Annotated in this window: 21 protein-coding genes; 11 read left to right on the top strand and 10 right to left on the bottom strand. The window is 45.3% G+C overall.

The window, feature by feature from the left end:
• Positions 1 to 15: 15 nt before the first annotated feature.
• Together AS034_RS18960 and AS034_RS18955 are read right to left on the bottom strand one after the other, a co-directional pair.
• The gene (locus AS034_RS18960; protein WP_058299763.1) at positions 16 to 339 is read right to left on the bottom strand and encodes a nucleotide pyrophosphohydrolase; all 324 of its coding nucleotides are present in this window, start codon (positions 337 to 339) and stop codon (positions 16 to 18) included.
• A 213-nt stretch (positions 340 to 552) separates the two neighbouring features.
• Positions 553 to 2481, bottom strand: coding sequence for a DUF2075 domain-containing protein (locus AS034_RS18955; protein ID WP_058299762.1), 1929 nt, complete (start codon positions 2479 to 2481; stop codon positions 553 to 555).
• A 190-nt stretch (positions 2482 to 2671) separates the two neighbouring features.
• Here AS034_RS18955 and AS034_RS18950 point away from each other — a divergent pair, with 190 nt between their 5' ends.
• Positions 2672 to 3439 carry a toll/interleukin-1 receptor domain-containing protein gene (locus AS034_RS18950; protein WP_058299761.1) on the top strand — a complete coding sequence of 256 codons (768 nt, stop codon included), beginning with the start codon at positions 2672 to 2674 and terminating at the stop codon, positions 3437 to 3439.
• 92 nt (positions 3440 to 3531) lie between these two features.
• Positions 3532 to 4296, top strand: coding sequence for a hypothetical protein (locus tag AS034_RS18945; RefSeq protein ID WP_058299760.1), 765 nt, complete (start codon positions 3532 to 3534; stop codon positions 4294 to 4296).
• 745 nt (positions 4297 to 5041) lie between these two features.
• Here AS034_RS18945 and AS034_RS18940 read toward each other — a convergent pair.
• The gene (locus AS034_RS18940; protein ID WP_058299759.1) at positions 5042 to 5467 is read right to left on the bottom strand and encodes an organic hydroperoxide resistance protein; all 426 of its coding nucleotides are present in this window, start codon (positions 5465 to 5467) and stop codon (positions 5042 to 5044) included.
• A 168-nt stretch (positions 5468 to 5635) separates the two neighbouring features.
• On the opposite strand from AS034_RS18940, the gene AS034_RS18935 reads away from it, so the two are divergent.
• The 3 genes from AS034_RS18935 to AS034_RS18925 all read left to right on the top strand — a co-directional run bounded on the left by AS034_RS18935 (position 5636) and on the right by AS034_RS18925 (position 7909).
• Entirely contained in the window at positions 5636 to 6070 is a 435-nt protein-coding gene (locus tag AS034_RS18935) for a MarR family winged helix-turn-helix transcriptional regulator (RefSeq protein WP_058299758.1), read from the top strand.
• Positions 6071 to 6584: 514 nt separating this feature from the next.
• Positions 6585 to 6926, top strand: a complete 342-nt coding sequence (locus AS034_RS18930) for a PadR family transcriptional regulator (RefSeq protein WP_032087080.1) — start codon at positions 6585 to 6587, stop codon at positions 6924 to 6926.
• Positions 6923 to 7909 (top strand): HAAS signaling domain-containing protein, encoded by a 987-nt coding sequence (locus tag AS034_RS18925; protein ID WP_058299757.1) that lies wholly within the window; start codon positions 6923 to 6925, stop codon positions 7907 to 7909. The genes AS034_RS18930 and AS034_RS18925 overlap by 4 nt, the downstream gene beginning before the upstream one ends.
• Positions 7910 to 7996: 87 nt before the next feature.
• On the opposite strand, the gene AS034_RS18920 is transcribed toward AS034_RS18925, so the two are convergent.
• From AS034_RS18920 to AS034_RS18910, 3 genes are all read right to left on the bottom strand, one after another.
• The gene (locus tag AS034_RS18920; protein ID WP_244888205.1) at positions 7997 to 8812 is read right to left on the bottom strand and encodes a cupin domain-containing protein; all 816 of its coding nucleotides are present in this window, start codon (positions 8810 to 8812) and stop codon (positions 7997 to 7999) included.
• 62 nt (positions 8813 to 8874) lie between these two features.
• On the bottom strand, positions 8875 to 10299 hold the full coding sequence (locus AS034_RS18915) for a PH domain-containing protein (RefSeq protein ID WP_058299755.1): 1425 nt from the start codon (positions 10297 to 10299) through the stop codon (positions 8875 to 8877).
• Positions 10296 to 10814, bottom strand: a complete 519-nt coding sequence (locus AS034_RS18910; protein WP_058299754.1) for a PH domain-containing protein — start codon at positions 10812 to 10814, stop codon at positions 10296 to 10298. The genes AS034_RS18915 and AS034_RS18910 overlap by 4 nt, the downstream gene beginning before the upstream one ends.
• Positions 10815 to 10972: 158 nt before the next feature.
• Here AS034_RS18910 and AS034_RS18905 point away from each other — a divergent pair, with 158 nt between their 5' ends.
• The 5 genes from AS034_RS18905 to AS034_RS18885 all read left to right on the top strand — a co-directional run bounded on the left by AS034_RS18905 (position 10973) and on the right by AS034_RS18885 (position 14202).
• On the top strand, positions 10973 to 11302 hold the full coding sequence (locus AS034_RS18905; protein WP_058299753.1) for a PadR family transcriptional regulator: 330 nt from the start codon (positions 10973 to 10975) through the stop codon (positions 11300 to 11302).
• Positions 11303 to 11306: 4 nt separating this feature from the next.
• The gene (locus tag AS034_RS18900; protein ID WP_058299752.1) at positions 11307 to 12077 is read left to right on the top strand and encodes a DUF1129 family protein; all 771 of its coding nucleotides are present in this window, start codon (positions 11307 to 11309) and stop codon (positions 12075 to 12077) included.
• Positions 12078 to 12253: 176 nt separating this feature from the next.
• Positions 12254 to 12835, top strand: a complete 582-nt coding sequence (locus tag AS034_RS18895; protein ID WP_058299751.1) for a bifunctional transcriptional activator/DNA repair enzyme AdaA — start codon at positions 12254 to 12256, stop codon at positions 12833 to 12835.
• Positions 12822 to 13736: a DNA-3-methyladenine glycosylase family protein gene (locus AS034_RS18890; RefSeq protein ID WP_058299750.1), complete on the top strand. Its 915-nt coding sequence runs from the start codon at positions 12822 to 12824 to the stop codon at positions 13734 to 13736. Before AS034_RS18895 ends, AS034_RS18890 begins: the two co-directional genes overlap by 14 nt.
• Positions 13720 to 14202: a methylated-DNA--[protein]-cysteine S-methyltransferase gene (locus tag AS034_RS18885; RefSeq protein WP_058299749.1), complete on the top strand. Its 483-nt coding sequence runs from the start codon at positions 13720 to 13722 to the stop codon at positions 14200 to 14202. Before AS034_RS18890 ends, AS034_RS18885 begins: the two co-directional genes overlap by 17 nt.
• A gap of 403 nt (positions 14203 to 14605) precedes the next feature.
• On the opposite strand, the gene AS034_RS18880 is transcribed toward AS034_RS18885, so the two are convergent.
• From AS034_RS18880 to AS034_RS18865, 4 genes are all read right to left on the bottom strand, one after another.
• Complete coding sequence (locus AS034_RS18880; protein ID WP_058299813.1) at positions 14606 to 15946, bottom strand: PepSY-associated TM helix domain-containing protein; 1341 nt, start codon at positions 15944 to 15946, stop codon at positions 14606 to 14608.
• Between the two features lie 191 nt (positions 15947 to 16137).
• Entirely contained in the window at positions 16138 to 16809 is a 672-nt protein-coding gene (locus AS034_RS18875) for a hypothetical protein (RefSeq protein WP_058299748.1), read from the bottom strand.
• Between the two features lie 26 nt (positions 16810 to 16835).
• Positions 16836 to 17936: a DUF58 domain-containing protein gene (locus AS034_RS18870; protein WP_058299747.1), complete on the bottom strand. Its 1101-nt coding sequence runs from the start codon at positions 17934 to 17936 to the stop codon at positions 16836 to 16838.
• Complete coding sequence (locus AS034_RS18865; protein WP_058299746.1) at positions 17933 to 18856, bottom strand: AAA family ATPase; 924 nt, start codon at positions 18854 to 18856, stop codon at positions 17933 to 17935. Before AS034_RS18865 ends, AS034_RS18870 begins: the two co-directional genes overlap by 4 nt.
• A 150-nt stretch (positions 18857 to 19006) precedes the next feature.
• On the opposite strand from AS034_RS18865, the gene AS034_RS23375 reads away from it, so the two are divergent.
• Entirely contained in the window at positions 19007 to 19132 is a 126-nt protein-coding gene (locus AS034_RS23375) for a hypothetical protein (protein ID WP_269751551.1), read from the top strand.
• Positions 19133 to 19444: the final 312 nt, after the last annotated feature.

Below are 19444 nucleotides of genomic sequence, written 5' to 3'. Positions count from 1 at the left end.
TTCAGCTTCATTTCTCTAATCGGCCATCACCTTTTCAACCGGCACAGGATACTTCCTCGCATTCTTCACCATTTTCTCTTCGATGATCTCTTTCACGTCCAAATCAAGTTTAGAGCAGAGCATTAGAGAATAAATCAGGACATCCGCGATTTCTTCCCGGATGTTTTCTTCGTTCTTTTCAAGCGCTTCTTCGCTGCTGATCCATTGGAAGTCTTCGAGCAGTTCGGCGGCTTCGATGGAAATGGAGATAGCGAGGTCTTTAGGGGTTTGGGAGGGTCCCCAGTTTCGTTCGTCTATGAATTGGTTTAGTTTTTTTGTTAGGTGTTGGATTTCGCTCATGTAAGTTATCCCCTTTCTAATTTGAGAGAGCAGTATTAATACCGCTAATGATTTCCGTGCAAGACTTCGCTTTCCGCGGGTAGCCCGTGAGCCTCCTCGTCGCGTTCGCTCCTGCGGGGTCTCACATTAGCTACTCTTCCCGCAGGAGTCTTCGTCTTGCACTCCAATCAACCGCTTGATCCCGTTGTAATCTAGAGTAATCTTATCACACGGTTAATACTTACCTCGTTCCTCGGCAGCAATCGATGTTCCAGGTGATAAGTTCTCATAAACACCCGATTTATTCAGGCGTTCTCTGAAGTACTCATTCAGTTCCGGATCTGTACAGAAGATGAAACATCCCTTCTGGCCTCTTGTCATAAGAGTGCGGTAAGTATTGCGGATAATTTGATCGGCGAGTGCCTGCGCTTTTTCCGGGTTTTCTTTTGCCATTGTTTTGATTCCCCTTAGGGATTGATCAGTTTTGGCCCGCTTGGTGTAATCAGTGACTACTCGGCCGTCTTGATAGGCGAGGTCTGGTCCGATTATGACGCCGACGTAATCAAATTCAAGTCCCTGGGATGTGTGTATGCATCCTGCTTCAGTGACCGAATCCGGCTCGATGGCCCAGATGCTGTCCGAAAGATTCCAACTGATTTGAAAGTTGTGTTCCGGTATGACGATGTCCTTGTGAAGCGTATCTGTCCTGCCCTTTTTCGGCCATTCCCAGCAGTATCCTGCCAGCATACGTGATTTGTTGTTTTTCTTATTTAGCTCTTCGATTTCTTTCAGCATATCATTCGGGTTATCGAATACCCTGAAGTCATAATCCAATCCGCGGTCGTTTGCATTGGCGGTTTCCCTGATGTGAAGCACATCATCCAGCCAGGCGATATATGCATCGGAGCCGTCACATCGGAATTGTGAAACGAGCTTACCATGTATCAGTTCGGCACCAGCCTCAGTAGCATACTTTCTGATTAAATCGATGCTGCCTATGTCTTTTAACGTTACCTTCTGATTTTCATCAATAAAGAAAATCGTGAATTTAGACGAGTGGATCACTTCTTTAATCTGGTTTTCACCTAAATTGCTGAAGAGACCCGATTTTTCATTTAGGCGGTGTGCCTCATCTATAATGAGGACGTCAAATTCATCCTTTTCGGATTCAGTGAAGCTTCCAGACCCCTTAAACAAGTTATCAATCTGCGTTTTCTTGATCGTCCCTTTCAGCTTGGAAGCATATACATTACGCGGAGCCGAATTTTTAGATACATAAAGAGCCGTCAGCTCCTGATTGATTAAATTCACTAGCAGGTTCACAGCCATCACCGATTTGCCTGTACCAGGGCCGCCCTCGATAATCATGACCGTTTTCTGGTTGTTCTTGATACTCTCAAGAGCTAAATGGTAGGCATCTTCATAAAAAACCTTCTGCTCATCAATCAGCACGAACTCCTGATTCCCTCTCAAAAGACTTGCCAGTGAATCCTGCAGTGACTTGGACGGGCGTATTTTGCCGTGTTCGATTTGATAGATTAATTGATTACGGTCGCCATAACGGACGTATCTTTTAATAAAATCTCTTAATTTCTGAATCTCTCCTTTCGCAAAAACAGGAGCCTTAGCCAGATGATCCGCATAGTGAGAATCCATCAATGGGTCATTCTCTGACTTTCGGTAATTATGTAAATAGGCGCAGGGATTCAACAAGATATGCTGATCCTGGACATTTTGGTTGAAGTCATGAATCAAAGCCGCATAGGACCATGCCTGATATGAAGGGTGCGTGACCGTCCTCATCCCTCCACCGAGAAAGGTGGACACTAGTGCATCCTTGGACGTAACCTTCTCTACCTCCGACCACTGCTTCAATTCCACAATGACCACATGATCCTGAAAACCATCATGGCCCGCCACCAGGAAATCCACCCGCTTCGACGTATTGGGAATCTTAAACTCAATCGCAACCGACGTATCATCAGGAATCTCCTTATCCTGCATTACATTCGACATCCGCTGAAGTGAATGCTCCCAGGAATTGATTTCACTTTTTGAGGTGCGACCAATTTTCTGTTTGTAGGAGTCGTAGAGGCGTTCTACTAGGAGTTCGTTAGTGACGTCGGAGATGAATTCGGTTTTGGTTGCTTGGTAAATGATCAAGAGGTTCACCTCAATTCTGGAACTTATTAGGTTTATTTTATCATTTTTTATATAAAGAAATATTATAGTTATTTGAAAATATTACATTAAATAACATTATTTCTGTGAATTTTAGGTAGAATAAGAATTGGTATACTTTTGTATACAAATTTTTCAGCTTTATATTTAAGTATTGAAAGGGGTTCCTTAAATGAAAGATTTAAAAGCAATCAATTATGGTCCGGTATATATTAAAGAAGGAGATTACAAGGGCGTCATAGGAAACTATGATGATGATGAGATAGGCCAAGATGGAATAGAATATGCAATAGTTTATATTGGATTAAATCTACTATCCGGAGACTCCATTATAGTTCCTATATCCCATTTAGCAGAGATATCTACATCACATATTATATTAAGGCAGAAAGAAATTTTTGATAAAATTACTAAATTTCATTCAATAAGACCAAATGATCGAACAAAAGAGCTTTGTTTAAATCAAGTGAATCTATTAAATGAGTTTATTTTATCCGAGGCTATTTTAAATGAATCATTTATAAAGGCTAGATTCTTAAATTCAAATAGTGGAAAGAAAGTTTTTATTTCCCATGCGTCTAAAGACAAAACATTTGCTAAAACCCTAGCAACCGACCTTTCAGAAGCAGGGCATATTCCTTGGCTTGATGAATGGGATATAGGAGTGGGTGATTCTATTCCTGGAAGTATATCAAAGGCATTAAAAAACAGCGATTTTGTATTAGTGATTCTTTCGGATAATGCAACCAAATCTTCTTGGGTACAAGCTGAATGGGAGAATAAATATTGGGATGAAATTAATGAAGGCAGAGTAATAGTATTACCTGTTTTATATGAAAATTGTGAGCTACCCAATTTATTAAAGACGAAAAAATATGCTGATTTCTCAAAAGATTATAGTTACGGGTTAGAGAGTCTATTACTAGCTTTAAGCAAATGAAAATAAAATAATAAATTAAAATTTATTACAAGTAAGTATATCTATGAGAAATGGCACTTTAAACTGGCTGAAACAAAGAAAGGAGGAAAATATTGAAGTATAAAGAGATATGGATAAAAGAAAATATATTTGATTGGGAAGGTTTCCGTAGTAGTTGGACATTAAATGATTCTATGTATTTAGAAAGGCCTTATCAAATATGGGGGCATTCATTAGATCTATTTAATATCAAGGAAGATAATAGCTTCCATCGAGCAGATGGGATATCAAATTTAAAAAGAAGTATTAATCATAGGTTACAGTCTATCGAACAAATCTATCAATTTAAGACTTTGGGAATTTTGAATAAACCTAAAGGATATCTAGAGTTATTAGAAACTTTAGGGTTAGTGCGTCCATACATTATGAAACAATTATTTGAAATAAGAAACGATATTGAACATAGAGATATTTTACCTCCAAATAAAGAAAGATGTAATGAATTATTAGATATTGTTTGGTATTTTTTGAAATCAACAGATAACCTGGTCCAAATTCTTAAATCCGAGGGTGAATACACCCTCTATACTCACAATGAAGCAGAAACTAACTATTCATTTTCTATTGAACTAAATTACGGAGAAATTAATAAGAGCAGTATTAGAGGATGGTTTCCAAATAATTATATCAATTATGAGAAGGGAGATGGGTATTTGAAAGTTTTGTTAGAAGATATACATGGAAAGGAAAAGTGGGAAGACAACGAGAATAGCTATCATAAAAATAAGCTAGACAGTGATAAATGGATTAATGGTTATATCAATTTCGAACCCAACAACATCGTTAAACCAATAAAATCAGTATTATCATTACTTTAGCGCTAAAATAGCTGCTTTGACTATCTACTTGACTAGCACAGGATTGGATAGACTTTTCCTTGCGCGCCGAATTGAAATGTGTTTACGAGGTCTTTGTGTGTGCCACTAAAGAGCGATGATTTTGATGCCTTCGAGGATCAATCTTGGAATGTTCAGGCCTACCCTTTCTGATGGTAATCTGACCGCTACCACCGTGGAGCGGGTGAATGCAGCTTTGAAAACGGCCGTTCCGCCTGTAACTTTGGCTCCGCAGAGTGGTTCTTAGGTGATGGTATTGGCATCTCCCACTCCTATTAGTTTGTTGGTCATTCTGCCCTTATTTCTTTGGCGAGTGCAAGTTTTTCATAGTTGATATCGACTGCAAAGTTTGTTCAACGGGAATATTCGATAGGTGAGCTTGAAGCACATGCAGTACTTTTGCAAAAGCCTGCTAAAGGTTCTATTAATGCATCGGTCTCCTTTTATCTATTCCAATGGAGGGGAAATTAGTAGCAGAAGAAAAAGGACACGGCTTTCTTCTACAGGGATGCAAGGTGGTACCACATGGGCATTAAGTAAGTATGGACGGAAGTTTATGACGCTGGCGAGAACCAAGAATGGTGAGCGGGGATATTGAGTATATCAAAAGCGGGTCGTAGTTGAACTTCCTGGTGAACAGGAAGCTCGATCCACGAAATGTGTTTAGGTTTCCGCTATATTCACAGGTTTTACCCCCCTCTGAGCCCTAGATCTTGCAGGTCCGCTATTATAAAGAAGTTGTCCGATAATCTACCTCAATATTACCACTAGTGGCTTTGGAATATGGGCAGACACCATGTGCTTTTTCAACAAGCAGTTCCGCTTCGGTGAGTTCAACTCCCCCAACTGCAACGGATAGAAGGACACCCAGCTTGAAGCCGCCGTCAGCAGGATCTTTTCCGATCGAGACTTCAGCAGTCACTTTGGATTCGATTTTTTTCTTTGCTTGTCTTGCGACCAGGTTCAGTGCGCTGTCAAAGCATGCTGCATAGCCGGCTGCGAAAAGCTGCTCAGGATTCGTCGCTCCTTCGTCACCGTTGCCTCCAAGTGATTTCGGCATGGCCAAACCAAGGTCCAATACCCCGTCGCTGCTCTTTACTTTACCTGCGCGGCCGCCTTCAGCCGTCGCTTTTGCTGTATAGATTGCATCCATTTTCGAACACTCCCTTTAAAAGATTTATTTATATTGTGCACAATTAAATAGTAGAACATCGTATATTAATTGTCAACAATTAAGTTGTGCACAATTTAATTTGATAATCAGTAATGGATTTTGTATGATTATCTCAACAAACAGTATGTACAGGAAGGACATAATAATATGGATGATGTACTTTTATTGGAGAATCAAATTTGTTTTAAGATCTACACAGCGGAAAGGGAAATCACGAAATTATACCGGGGCCTCCTTGAGGAAATCGGGGTGACCTATCCCCAGTATCTAGCGCTGCTGGTCCTTTGGGAGAAGGCGCAGATCACGGTAAAAGAATTGGGGAAAAAGCTGTTCCTGGATTCAGGGACACTCACCCCCATGCTGAAAAGAATGGAGGGCAACGGCCTGTTGATCCGGGAGCGCTCTAAAGAAGACGAGCGGAGCGTCATCATCAGCCTGACGGACAAAGGAGCCCGTTTGAAGGAAAAAGCAAGCTGCATCCCGACGCGTTTGTTGGAGAATCTCGACATGGAAGGCAATGAGCTTGAGCAGCTGAACGACACATTGACTACGATATTGAGTAAATTGAAGGATAGGGAATAGCGGCTTGCGGGCCGCTGTTTTTTATTTGGGGAGAAAAAGTCCTGGAGATGCTTTTTTATGAGTGGGTGACCCGGGGTTTTTACTTATTTTCCCAAGTGACGGAATTATCCTCGAAATTAAAAGATTACTTGTCAAAATTAAAAGATTAATAGTCCGAATTCAAAGATTAACGGCCCGAATTCGAAGATTATCAACCAAAATTCAAAGATTCGCTAAATGATGAAACTACATTAGGGTAAAATAACCCTCACAAATACAGTTAAATACATAAATATAGCCTCGCTTGGTTCCTATACACCATTTAATTCAGTCTCCCCGGTGGTTTCCGGCTGTTTTCGAAGATTTCAGCATATATTATTGAGTTCCCGGCTGTATCCTCGGGCCGCCACATACATTTTTTACAAAAATTGTTCCTTTTCTGCACGTCCATAGTGTATGATACATAGTATAAACCATATAGTGTACGACACACAGTAAATGACGTACAGTATTATTCAAGCAAAGAGGTGAAGGTATGGATAAGTCACTGCTGACCTCCTTGACGACGGAGCTCCGGAGGGGGACGCTGACCCTGGCGGTATTGAGTCAGTTGCGGACGCCTCAGTACGGGTATTCACTTGTCCAATTGCTGGAGAAGAGTGGGATTTCGATGGAGCAGAGTACACTCTATCCGCTGTTGCGAAGGTTGGAGAAGCAGGAGCTGGTCACAAGCAGCTGGGACCGGACGGAGAGCAGGCCGAGGAGGTATTATGTGCTGAGCGAATACGGAGATGAGATTCTGAAGCAGTTGAAAGCGGAGTGGGAGAAAATGTCCGGTGAATTGGCGATTTTATTAAGGGAGGAAGAGAACAAATGAAGCTTGTTGAACTTTATATTCAAGAAGTGATGAGAAGGCTGCCTGAGAAGAAACGTGAAGACATCGCACTAGAATTAAAATCCACCATTGAAGATATGCTGCCGGATGATTATACAGAGGATGATGTGAGAGAGGTGCTGATGTCACTGGGAGACCCCGCTGTTTTGGCCTCAAACTATCGGGACAAACCGATGCATCTGATCGGACCGCGGTATTATGATTTGTATATTACGCTGTTGAAGTTGATCGTGCCGATTGCCGCTGCCATCACGTTCCTCGTAGTGGCTGTATCGTCCGTATTAAACTATTCAGGTGAGTCCAATCCCGTTGAAATATTCCTGTCCATTGCAGGAAATGGGGTTGTCGAGGCTATAAGCGCTGGGATGCAGGTGTTCTTCTGGCTTACCGTGACATTTGCCGTCATTGAACGGACCGTTACACCGGAAAGCCAGCAGCCGCTCACGATGAAGGGTAAAGAGTGGTCACCTGACGATTTGAAGGATGTCCCATATATCCCGAAGGAAAAGCGGATCAGCAAGCTGGAGATATTCGGCGGTCTCGTATGGACGGTGATTTGGTCCACCTGCTATTTTAAAGCTTCAGACTTACTTGGATTGTATGAAAAGATTGACGGCGGCAAGGTGTTCACGCCTCTTTTCGACCAGGATATTCTCCACGGTTACTGGCCATTGATCGTGATTCTGATTGGTTTGGAGCTGATCCTCCTCCTCCGGAAATGGCGAGCGGGTGTCTGGACGAAAAGGCTCGCGGTCGAAAATGCCGTTTATCAATTTATTCCTGTAGCTATCTTCCTGTTTATCTTCAGAAACATGGACGTGATGGACCCGACATTCATCGAGAGGATCCAGGTGCTCTTCAACAACTCCTTCAACTTTCAGTGGTTTTACCTGACCGGCGCGGTCGGGCTGCTGGTCGCTGCGGTGATTAACAGCTATGATGGTTTGAAGAAAGTATATAAATGATCATACCCAAAATGGGGTCGGACTCCGTAAGAAACTGTAACAGTTTCCCCGGTGTCTGACCCCATTTTCTCTGTGCGGGCATACATACTAGCGCCCCATGTTTTTACTTTGCTGAAGCAGTTTCGATTCCCCGGTCCGCTCCCATTCTTCTACTGTTTTGTACGCATCTTCAGGTGTGTAGCCTTTCCCTACAAGTACTCCCATGAGAATGAATTCCTGAAGGATATGCGTGGCATTGATGCCTCGTTTCACGTCCTCCAAGCCTTCATTTACAAGAAATTCCGTGTGCTTTACCCATTCATCCGGGGTCTTGCCATATACTTTATTATTGCCGTTTCCGCTTTCCATCGCCATCGCATCCGCTTTGGTCGGGTGGACCGTCCCGAATGGATGGTTCGGCGGGGCGTATATGGAATACAGTTTCAGCGGGGTGCTGCCTGTGTTGGTGACATCATGCCACGTCCCGGCGGGTATAAATATGGCCGAATCATCGGCAACATTTTGTTGGAAGGTTAAATTGTTCTTGTCTTTCCCCATCTGGACGACTCCCTGACCTTGTTCAATCCTTAGGAACTGATCAACATCAGGATGGACCTCGAGCCCGATGTCATCGCCAACGTCGATGCTCATCAGCGTGACCTGCAAATGTTCCCCTGTCCACAGGGCGGTACGGTACGTATTGTTCTGCTTGGATGCTTCGTTGATATTCAACGCAAGCGGATTTGGACCGTAGTCTTTTAATGGAATAGCACGGTTATCATATAAAAATCTCGGATCATAATATTGATTTGCATAAGCGGGGTGAACAGGCTGTCTAACATACTGGCCATTTGCATAGTAAGGGTAGTGCTGCTGCCATGAATTCACATTCGGGTCATTATACATTTTCCTCAATCCCTTCATAAGGCATTTTCTTTTTATCCTATGCAGGGGTGTTGGTTATGTACCTAAAAAAAACCGCCTCATCACGAGACGGTCTTGCGGTGATACCACTCATAAAAACTCCCAGCTTCCTTCTTCGGCACTCCGTACAGCAGGCTTTCATGCGCGGGGTCTGCCCTGTTCGAGAACATGATGGTGGCAACCCCGAATTTCCGCTGCAGCCAGTTGTGTTTGACTGTCACCTGCTGGATGCGGTGGAGGTGGGTGACGAAGGTTTCGTTCATCCATCCTCCCTTCCGGATCTGGACGGTGTGTCCGTGGCGGATGTAGCTTGTGAAATAGTAGTCAAGGACCCTCAGGAATACGGAGAATCCGAAGATGATCGCCGCGGCCCAGAGCCTTTCTTTATTGAAAAACCATAATCCGATCAGGGATGCGATCGTCAGGTAATAGGGCTGAATCAGTTTCAGCCACAGCACCTTGACCGGGAAGCGCTCCATCTCTTCCCGGATGTGATACTGGGGCAGGATGGAGTGCAGCATGCTGTATGCATCGTGCTTTGGCATGAACGGATAGAGGGAACTGATATCCTCTTCCCCGTCTGACGTGCCGGCACTGATCAATTTGATCGAAACGAGTCCGAACAACCGCTTCACCAGGGTCTGTTCGACTTTTACGGCCTGCACTTTATCCTTTGCAATCGAGAAACTGATTTCATTGCCGACCCCCTTCTCGATATAAATCCGATCTTTATCGTCGCTGATGACGTAATTCCCATATTTAATCGTGGTCTTCACAAAACCGATCACAATCGAGATAATCATGGCTGCAATAAAGAGAATGACGAGAATCCACACATGATCCAACAAATAAGACCAGGCGTTTTCCGCTGATTTCTCAATGGAAAAGAAATCGGCCAGGTTGAAATAAATGGCACTCAGGAGCGGGAAGATGGCAAGGAAACTGAGTGACGTGAAGGATGCCTTCATCAGGTCCTTTTTGGTTGCCCGGAAGCGGACGATCCGGTCAGATTTCGTTTGTTCAACCGGTTCTCCAACCTTTTTTTTCACTTCAATATGGGAGAGGATACGCTCTTTCTCCGTCTGGGTGATGACCGGGAAATTAAATTCGGCATTTTCCCCGCCCGTGCCGGTCTCGAGGGTCAGGGATGTCAGCCCGAACCAGCGGTGAATGAAGGTCGTGCTGGATCGGTGACTGTGGATCCGGTCCCAGGCAACGGTTTTTTGCTTTTTGACGAACATGCCTTCCTTGAAGACGATGGAGGTTGCGCCGAGTTCATAGCGATTGAACATCCACCTTGAAAGGATGAACAGGATGGACGCGGCGGTGGCAGTAAGCAGGGCGTAGCGCCCCCATATGACCCATCCTGCTGTGGAGTTCGCCTTCAGAAGGAACAGAAGCAGGTAGAAACCTGCGAGGCCCTTTAGGGATGAGAACACTTCAACGGCGATATACGCCGGATGGTAACGCTTGGGTGAATGATTCATGCCTCGACCTCTCCTTCTTCTGGATTGCTGTCTTTAATTTTCGCGTAGGTGGCAATCTCGGCTTTTAAAGTTTTTGCAGTGTCAGCCGGAATGGCAGGGATTTTATGATTCGAGGCCGTTGTGCCGATTTCAAGTTCGTATAGACCATAGCGCCTCATGAGCGGGCCCTGCTCGGTGCGGACGTATTCGACTTTTTCCATCGGGATGAGGATATGCTGCTGCTCCCATCTCCCGAACTTTAGCTGGACGAAATCCTTATCCACCTGATAGCGCCATGTCTTCTGCAGGTATACGGGCTCAATGAAGATCGAAAACACGGCAGAAATAATGAACAGTCCTCCAATTACGTAAAGCGTGATGCCGACCCAGTTATACCAGTCGAATTTCTCCGTGCAAAGCAGCAGGATCGCGATGATGATCAGGACGATCGTGTGTCCGATGGTGTTGGAGATCCGCCACACTTTTACGGCGTTTTTTGATATGGTTTGCGTTGGTTCATCTATGTGTATGTACATGCTTTTTCACCTCTGCCTTACATACGCTTAAAACGAAAGAAAAGTTTCAGTTCTATACTTTTTTGTAAAAATTTATCAAATATATCTTGCAATACAAGATAGCGGTGAATATACTAAAGATATATCTTGCATTACAAGGTACTGAAAGGAGAACGTCGATGGCGGATACAACTCAGATGTTAAAAGGGATCCTGGACGGCTGCCTGTTGTCCATCATCAAGGACGGGGAAATCTATGGATACGAACTGGCTGCGAGACTCGAGTCCTACGGGTTCACTTCTTTCAGCGAGGGAACCATTTATCCTTTGCTGCTGCGGATGCAGAAGGAGGGACTGGTCACTGCCACGCTTCGGAAGTCGACGGCCGGACCGAAGAGGAAATATTATTCCCTGACTGAAAAAGGGGAAGAAGAGCTGGAGTCATTTATCAAACGCTGGGAACAGCTGAGTTCCTCGGTGGACAATGTGTTGAATAAAAGGGGGAGATGAAGAGATGCTTTCTAAAAAGTCGGAACAGTTTTTGATCGAACTTCGCATGCACTTGATGTCAAAAGGGAAGAACGACAGCGAAATCAATGAAATCACGGAAGAGTTGGAAGATCACCTGCTTCAAGCCGAGGCAGAGGGAAAAGATGTCACGCACATCGTCGGGGAAAGCCCGAAGCAGTATATGAAAAGCATAGGGGAATCGATGAAGACGGATTACCGTCAGATAATGGGTCTGGTACCGCTGTTTCTCTTGCTGCTGGCTGCTTATTTCAGTCTCGGGCCGGCCATTGAGGGGAAGTTCTCGCTGACGGGAGGCATGATCCTGATCATCTCAATCGGTTCGATCATAGGTACGCTGATCTATGGAGCATTATTATTCAAGGTGCTGCCAAAGTACTTCCATTCAAAATGGAGTTATGTCCTGTTGATCGGTACCATGTTTATTTCCACCGGAATAGGTGTGGCCGTCCTGCTATGGTACAACACCCAGGATTTCCAGCCAGTCTTTACAGCGACGCCTCTGCAAAATAATCTGATTCTCGCAGCGTGTATCGTGATCTTCATTGCGGCGGCTATCTACACAAAAACGTGGTTCACGATCATCATCCCGCTGTTCCTATCGCTCGGACCGATTGCGAGCCGCTTCATTCCAGAGGATGTAAACGAGGATCCGACTATGATTCTATTTACAATAATCCTGCTTGCAGTGGTTTCAGTCATTGCGATTTTTGTTTTAATCAGAAGGAAGAAGAAGCAGAAGCAGCCTACATTATAATGTATTGAGCCCAGGTATTGAACCTGAGCTTTTTTTTGTATGTAGACCATAAGAGCAAGAATCAGGAGGTATCCCGTGCTTCAGTCTTGATACAATAGAAAGCAAAGAATGATTTCTTTCGGAGAGCTGATGATGGTCGGCTGTTTCATAAAATACTGCTGAAAGGGGGTGCGCCAATGTCAGCCATCAACCTGACATTCGAAGAGATGTGGGAGAAGATTATGGCGTGTGACCGGAAGTATGACGGACTGTTCTTTACGGCCGTGAAGACGACAAAGATTTATTGCCGTCCTTCCTGCAGGTCACGGAAACCGAAAAAAGTGAATGTGGAATTTTATATGGAGCGGCATGATGCGGAGGATGCCGGTTATCGGGCGTGTAAAAGATGCCAGCCGGAACTGGAGCATTCCCCGAATATCGAGGTGGTCAGGAGGGTGACCGCCTATCTCGTCAATCATGCCAATAAGCCGCTTGAGCTAAAAGATATTGCAGATCATGCGGGACTCAGCCCTTATTATCTTGAGCGCGTTTTTAAGCAGGAAACGGGGGAGACGCCGCGCACCTATCTGGAAAAGATCCGCGTTGATAAAGCGGCGTATTTGCTGGTGACGACAGGCCTCACAAACATTGAAATCGGCTATGAGGCCGGGTTCCAGAGCTCATCCAATTTCTATAAAGTGTTTAAACAGCTGAAAGGATGTTCACCGAGCGAATACCGGAGACAGATGACTGGAGGTGCCGGGAATGAATTGGACTGACGGACAATCCTTCATCACGATCCATCCTCCTGACCCGTTCAGCTTTGATGAGTGTCTGATATTCCTTGGGAGGAACGACCGGGAAATCCTTCATACCATTAGTGATGGTTGTTTAATGAAATTGGTCAGGCTGAATGGGGAGTTGATTTTGATTAAGGTGCAGTCTGTGAACGACTCCCTGAAGGTTGAATTTCTGAATGGCATCCCTTCTGAAGCGGCACGGGAAAAGGCGGTGGAATACATCTGGGAGTGGTTTGATTTGGACACGGACCTCAGTCATTTTTATAAATGGGGAAGTGACGATCCCGTCCTGTCGGAACTCATTAGGAGATATACCGGTTTGCGGATGATTGCCATCCATGATCTGTTCGAAGCCCTCGTCTGGGCGGTCCTCGGCCAGCAGATCAACCTGACCTTTGCCTATACATTGAAAAAGCGGTTGGTCGAAGCGTATGGTGAAAAGTTGACGATTCATGGTGAGACCTATTGGTTATTTCCGCCGTTTGAGGAGATTGCTCTGCTGGGGGAGGCAGATCTCCGGAAGCTGCAGATCACCGGCAGAAAGGCAGCATACATCATTGGAATTGCGGCAGCAATGAAGGACGGCAGATTGACGAAAGAATCATTGAGGAAATTGGACGAGCAGCAAGCGAGGAAAGCGCTCCTGCAGTACAAAGGCATTGGTGCCTGGACTGCCGACTATGTCATGATGAAATGTTTTCATGTCAAAACTTCATTTCCGATTGCTGATGTCGGCCTTCAAAATGCGCTGAAGGCAGCAATGGGGTACGAGCGTAAACCAAAGCTTGAGGAAATGGAGTCATTTTCACATAAATGGGAGGGCTGGCAGGGATATGCCGCCTTTTATCTTTGGAGGTCTTTGTATGATGAAGCTATATAACAAACTCTACCGGTCACCGATCGGCATGATAGAAATACAAGGAACGGATGAACAGATTACGTCCATCCTGTTCAATGAAGAGTCTGAGTCAGACGACTGCGGGGATGAATGTCCTGGAGTATTGAACGAGTGTGCCATGCAGCTCGACGAATACTTCGGAGGAAAACGACGTACGTTCACGTTTCCATATCAGCTTGATGGCACGATTTTTCAACAGAAGGTTTGGGAAGCATTAACGGAAATCTCGTACGCGGAAACCTCTACCTATAAAGAAATCGCCGTTCATATCGAGAATGAGAAGGCGGTCAGGGGAGTGGGCAGCGCCAATGGACGGAACCGGCTGAGCATCGTCGTCCCCTGCCACCGGATCATTGGATCGAACGGGAAGCTGACAGGTTATGCAGGCGGTTTGTGGAGGAAGGAGTGGCTTTTGAGGCATGAGCGGGGTTTTAAGGACAGGAAATAAATGTCCCTACCCAACTAATGGAAGCCCGGGATGGATCCTGGGCTTCTTTTCGTTCAATCGAGATTATGCCCCTTCGTGAATGATTTTAGAGAATTTGTCGAAAAATCGGTAGTTCGCTCTTATATCCAGGATTTCGCCCTTATATTGAAAATTTCGCCCTTAAACCCAGGGATTTCGCTCTTAAATTAAAAGTTCCGCCCTTAAATCCAGCCAGATACCCCCGCCATGCCGAAACCTCATAGGGATTTTCGAGCTGGAGAGTCGAAACGCAGCGGAAATCAAGCATTCTTTTCCTCCCACCACAAAAAAAGGAGCAGTACATGATGATTTCCCGTAATAACCATGTGCTGCTGCCTTATTAATCAGGGAAGTCCGTCCCTAACCGCGAATCAGCGCCCCCTGCCTAAGCTTCTTTCCTCTTCTTCACAAAATATATAACCGTCTCAACAATAAAAATCACCAACACCGACAACCCGAACAGCGGCATGAGGATCCCGAGAACCGCCAGCGTGACTACGACACCGATTGACCATGGTTTGTTGATCCTTTTCGGACCCTTCGCTTCACCCGATTTCATCCGCTTCATCCAGGACATGAAGCCCATCGTGATGGCTGAAAGGAAGGCGATGCAGACGAGCAGGTTCAGGATTTTGTTGGCCACCCCGAACAGATGCCCTTCATGAAGCGGGATCCCCCATGTGAACCACTTGCCGATGATGCCGTAATCCTCGAAATCAATTTGGGCGATCAACTCCCCGGAGTACTGGTCGAAATAAGAAGTGGTTTCTTCGTAGGGGCTGACGTCGAGTCCGGTGACGCCTGTGTTGCTTCCCTTTGAAACCGTGAAGACGCCTTTTTCATTGGAAGGATAGACGATGGAGAACGGCCTTGAAATATTGTTTTCCGCGGACAAGGTAATGATTTCCTCAACAGATTTCTGACCTTCAATCATGTCGCTGGCACTGCTTTCGGAGTGATGCCCCGCGTGCCGCTTATGCTCTGAAGCAGGCTGATCCATGCTTCTTGTAGCCCACGGGATTTCATCGACATCCGATTGAGGCGGATTATAGCGAAGCTCCGTCCTGCCCCACTCAGGATGATCGGCTGCGAACTGGGCAATTTTACTTCCTGTAAATACAGACCACGGAATCCCGGTCACCACAATGATAATCAGGGGTATGGCAAGAACCAGTCCCAAGACGGCATGAATCTTTTGGAAGCGCAGCTTGCTGGAACGGTTCTGAAGCAGCTTCTTTTTGAATGTCATATATGTCCCCGAAACAATCAGGAAAATCGCCCAGCAAGCCGTGAGTTCGACCAGATAGCGGACAAAGGTATGATCAGTCAACAGGGAGCTGTGAAACGTCCTCATGAAATTGGAATAGGTGCTTTTTGAATCCAGGGTGGAAACGATTTGATTGTTTTCGTCGAGGAACACATACTGCGATTCCCCCTGATCATTGCTGATCGTCACCCTGTTGTTATAAGGCTCTTCCATCATGCTGATCTTACTGACAGAGTAGCCGTTGTATGTTTCTTTTATTTCTTCAATCGCTGCACCCATGCTCTGCATGTCGCCGGCATCACTCTGGCCGAAAAATTCATGTTCATACATCATGTTTTCGACTTCTGGATAGAAGAGGAATCCGATCCCTGAGAGTGTCAGGGTCAATAATAAAGGTGTGATGAACCAGGCAGCATAAAAATGAAGCCTCCTGAATGGATTGAAAGTGTTCCTGTTCATATGAATCTCCTTCTCTTGCTTTATTCGGACAGAATCGTCTGTACCATTCAGTTTAGTAAGAAAATGTGTTGAAAGAATGAAATAAAGATAGATACCTTTCAATACGAGAAGCTTCCTTCCCTTGCACTGATAAACACGCTAAAAAGCCGCTGGCAATTAATCGCCAGCGGCTTCCCGAATCCCAGACATGCCTATTTCAAAAATCTCTTCAGAAGCTGTACTTCCTCATACGTAAATGGTTTCCCTCCGTAACGTACTTTTTCATAGATCGGAATGATTTCAATCGGGCCATTTATCCGTCTGAACCACTCGTGGAGGGTTTCATTGCTTCGTTTTCTGTTAGAAGTGTTTAACTGCTTCTCCCAATCCATCATCATTTTGCGGATTTCGTTCAATTTTTCTTCCGTCAGGAGAAAAGTCCTGTCCTCTGGATTTCGGAAGTCAACGGATTTATCAGAATGCCGGGCGTGTTCTGAGGCTCGCGCAACTACTTCAATGCCTTTTCGCTTTTTCTTTTTGCGGCGCAAATACCAGAAAAGAAAAACAACACCGAGAATCACAAAGATCCCATATTTCTTCGCTGTATTTACAAATCCACTACCACGTCCAAATCCACCTGAAAAAGGTTCCGAAAACGATCGTAAATATTCCTCCACCACGATTGGTTCTTTGAGACGCTTCTCTGAGATTGTCCTCCCATCAAGCGGGGCAGTGGGATCATTGTCAAAACTCTCTTCGCCGGGGGGCTCTGCCTGATAAAAATCCTTGACCTTTCCAGCCGCCTCATTAAAAACATTCATCAACACCAGGCTTGCACCTGCACAGATAAGAATAAAAAGGAATGTTATCCCTGCTTTTTTCAACTCAGTCACCTCCACTCATTCTTCCGTCATCTCTTGATATGCAGCAAATGTTCACGTCCGGACGGCTCAGGCGGAGTCCCGATGACCAAGCCGAGTGACTTATCGTCTTTTGCCCTCAGTGAGTGTCGATAAAACCGGTCGGTGGGAAAAAATCTGCCATTGGGGTTGATGAGCGCAAGCGTCTCGATCAATTTCCTGAGTTGTGAGCGGTCGAGGTCGTTCCTGAGCCGCATGATGTCATGCTGTTCGGTGGCATAATTCACCCAGAGTTCAACCTTGCAGCCCTCTTTTATCAGGTAGAGGCAGACCGACACGGTGTATTCAATCAGTTCCTCCATGTCCTTCCTTAGGTGAAACTGTCCGGCTCCGACCATGTTGAGGAAGATGGAATAAAGGTCCCCGTGGACTTTTTGATATTTTTTCGCAAGGAGTTTGTTCTCTTTTGCTGTCGCAAGCCAGTGGATATGCCTGAAGCTCTCATTCTCGTAATCCTTCGTGCCGATGATGCTCGTCTCATCCATAAACAGGGAGTAGTTCGTCTGTTTGTATCCCTGAAGCAGGGATTTCAGTTTCAGATCATGGAGCTTCCCGATACGGGGAAGAACTTTGAATGAAGGGAGGTCATCCGTTCTACTTTCCACCCGGTATGTTTGGAGAGACAGCGGGTCTTTCACTAAAAACTCCAGGTTGCTCCACCGGTGTATTCCCCGGCCTTTCCCCCTGAGGGTGACGGTGATCGTTTTTTGTGATGTAGCAGGGAGGTCCAGGGATATGGAGATCATGCTGCTTTCTTCATCCCCGCCTGTAAACACGAGTTCACGGTCGCTCCTGCTCTCTATGTTCATTTTCAGGCGATACATGGGAAGGGCGGAATCGTTGCGAATCTCGATTTGGCAGGTGACGAACTCATCGATGCTTGACGCGTCATGGTATTTCTTGATCTTCCAGGCAATCTTCTTAACCTGCATGTTTAGATAAATTTTTGAGAAAAGTGCCAGGGCCAGAACTGCAGAGAAGAGAAAGGCAAGAATGGAATACCCTGCGAAACTGCTGATGATGAGCAGGATCACGGTCAAGATCAAGACCAGCGGCATAAAGAGGAAGGGTGGTTCCTTATGGATCTTCATGGTGTTTCGACCGGAACGGAAATGCTGTCCAGAATCTCATGGATCACTGCTTCCTTGGAGGTTTTCACTTCCCCTTCCACATTCAGTGTGATTCTGTGCGCCAAGATCGGAAGCGCGAGCTCTTTCACATCATCCGGTGTACTGAAATCCCTGCCGTACAAAAAAGCCCTTGATTGGGCAGCTCTCATATATGCAAGCGATCCGCGGGGGCTCACCCCGACATCCACATACTGGTGCTGTCTCGTTGCCTGTACAATTTCCATCAAATAATCCTCTACTTCTTCTGAAACAACAACATCCTTTACCTTCTGCTTCAACTGGATGACGTCTTCGATTGAAATCACGCTCTCGATGGTGGCGAGCGGATTGGCTGAACGGAATCTCCTCAGCATCATTTTTTCTTTTTCTGGTGACGGGTACCCCTGCCTGATTGTGAGCAGAAAGCGGTCAAGCTGCGCGTCCGGCAATGGGAAGGTTCCGATGGAGTCATAGGGATTCTGTGTCGCGATGACACAGAACGGCTTGGGCAGGTGATAGGTCACGCCGCCGAGAGTGACATGCTTCTCCTCCATCAGCTCCAGAAGGGCGGACTGGGTCCTCGGGACGGCACGATTGATTTCATCGATGAGGAGGACATTGTTAAAAACTGGCCCCTTCCTGACTTTGAAGTCACTCGTTTTCACGTCAAAATATTCCTGTCCAACAATATCCGATGGAAGCGTATCGGGGGTGAACTGGAGCCGATTGAACGTCCCGTCTATGCTTCTCGAAAAACACTTCGCCATCGTTGTTTTCCCTGTACCGGGCACGTCTTCGAGCAAGATATGACCGTCACTCAACAGCGCTATGATCATCAACTCAATTTCTTTCTCCTTGTCGATCATGACTTTCGCTACATTTTCTTTTATATGCTGCAGCATTTCCCCACCCCTTTTATTTTAGTCTGAACATTCCAATTATAACATTTTTTAACATTTAAGGATGTTTTCCTAAAAAACGGTTCCGGAAGTAGCCAATTTACAAACAAATCTATATATAAAATGGTGAAGGAATCTAAAGGAGGGGATTGGATGATGGCAGAATGCATGAAATGGACGAGAAGGAAAAAATTCGAGGCTGTATTTTTTTGTGAATCAGACATGAATCAGCATTGCAGCAAGTTTGGTCCAGAATCGAAAACAGAAAGAAGAATGTAAAGAAAGAAGAGAACGAAAAGAAAAAACACTCACCACCCTAATATACACTGTGGCGGTTTGACCCCCTAATTCCTGACGAATTCTTTAAAAAACTAAATGATTCTTAGTTTTTCATTTTTATCATTTCCTTCTTCACTTTTACCAAGGGTAGATGACTCTACTTCAGCGTCAAGCCAAAACCGCTTGACCCTTTCGTTCCGCCATCTGGGGGGTTAGTAAGTGAAGAAGGAGTATTCCTGCCTTTTTAAAGGCTCAAGGCCATTTCTTCAGGGAAGCCAATATCCTTGTATTTCTCATTGAACTTTACTGGAG

The sequence above is a fragment of the [Bacillus] enclensis genome, assembly GCF_001456935.1.
Taxonomy (GTDB): Bacteria; Bacillota; Bacilli; order Bacillales; family Bacillaceae_B; genus Rossellomorea; species Rossellomorea enclensis.
This window is presented reverse-complemented; position numbering and strand designations above follow the sequence as displayed.

What these genes read in the sequence shown, in the direction of transcription:
- AS034_RS18960 (WP_058299763.1), bottom strand. Translation starts at nt 339, where the DNA reads ATGAGCGAAATCCAACACCTAACAAAAAAACTAAACCAATTCATAGAC.
- AS034_RS18950 (WP_058299761.1), top strand. Translation starts at nt 2,672, where the DNA reads ATGAAAGATTTAAAAGCAATCAATTATGGTCCGGTATATATTAAAGAA.
- AS034_RS18940 (WP_058299759.1), bottom strand. Translation starts at nt 5,467, where the DNA reads ATGGATGCAATCTATACAGCAAAAGCGACGGCTGAAGGCGGCCGCGCA.
- AS034_RS18935 (WP_058299758.1), top strand. Translation starts at nt 5,636, where the DNA reads ATGGATGATGTACTTTTATTGGAGAATCAAATTTGTTTTAAGATCTAC.
- AS034_RS18930 (WP_032087080.1), top strand. Translation starts at nt 6,585, where the DNA reads ATGGATAAGTCACTGCTGACCTCCTTGACGACGGAGCTCCGGAGGGGG.
- AS034_RS18925 (WP_058299757.1), top strand. Translation starts at nt 6,923, where the DNA reads ATGAAGCTTGTTGAACTTTATATTCAAGAAGTGATGAGAAGGCTGCCT.
- AS034_RS18920 (WP_244888205.1), bottom strand. Translation starts at nt 8,812, where the DNA reads ATGAAGGGATTGAGGAAAATGTATAATGACCCGAATGTGAATTCATGG.
- AS034_RS18915 (WP_058299755.1), bottom strand. Translation starts at nt 10,299, where the DNA reads ATGAATCATTCACCCAAGCGTTACCATCCGGCGTATATCGCCGTTGAA.
- AS034_RS18910 (WP_058299754.1), bottom strand. Translation starts at nt 10,814, where the DNA reads ATGTACATACACATAGATGAACCAACGCAAACCATATCAAAAAACGCC.
- AS034_RS18905 (WP_058299753.1), top strand. Translation starts at nt 10,973, where the DNA reads ATGGCGGATACAACTCAGATGTTAAAAGGGATCCTGGACGGCTGCCTG.
- AS034_RS18900 (WP_058299752.1), top strand. Translation starts at nt 11,307, where the DNA reads ATGCTTTCTAAAAAGTCGGAACAGTTTTTGATCGAACTTCGCATGCAC.
- AS034_RS18895 (WP_058299751.1), top strand. Translation starts at nt 12,254, where the DNA reads ATGTCAGCCATCAACCTGACATTCGAAGAGATGTGGGAGAAGATTATG.
- AS034_RS18890 (WP_058299750.1), top strand. Translation starts at nt 12,822, where the DNA reads ATGAATTGGACTGACGGACAATCCTTCATCACGATCCATCCTCCTGAC.
- AS034_RS18885 (WP_058299749.1), top strand. Translation starts at nt 13,720, where the DNA reads ATGATGAAGCTATATAACAAACTCTACCGGTCACCGATCGGCATGATA.
- AS034_RS18880 (WP_058299813.1), bottom strand. Translation starts at nt 15,946, where the DNA reads ATGAACAGGAACACTTTCAATCCATTCAGGAGGCTTCATTTTTATGCT.
- AS034_RS18870 (WP_058299747.1), bottom strand. Translation starts at nt 17,936, where the DNA reads ATGAAGATCCATAAGGAACCACCCTTCCTCTTTATGCCGCTGGTCTTG.
- AS034_RS18865 (WP_058299746.1), bottom strand. Translation starts at nt 18,856, where the DNA reads ATGCTGCAGCATATAAAAGAAAATGTAGCGAAAGTCATGATCGACAAG.
- AS034_RS23375 (WP_269751551.1), top strand. Translation starts at nt 19,007, where the DNA reads ATGATGGCAGAATGCATGAAATGGACGAGAAGGAAAAAATTCGAGGCT.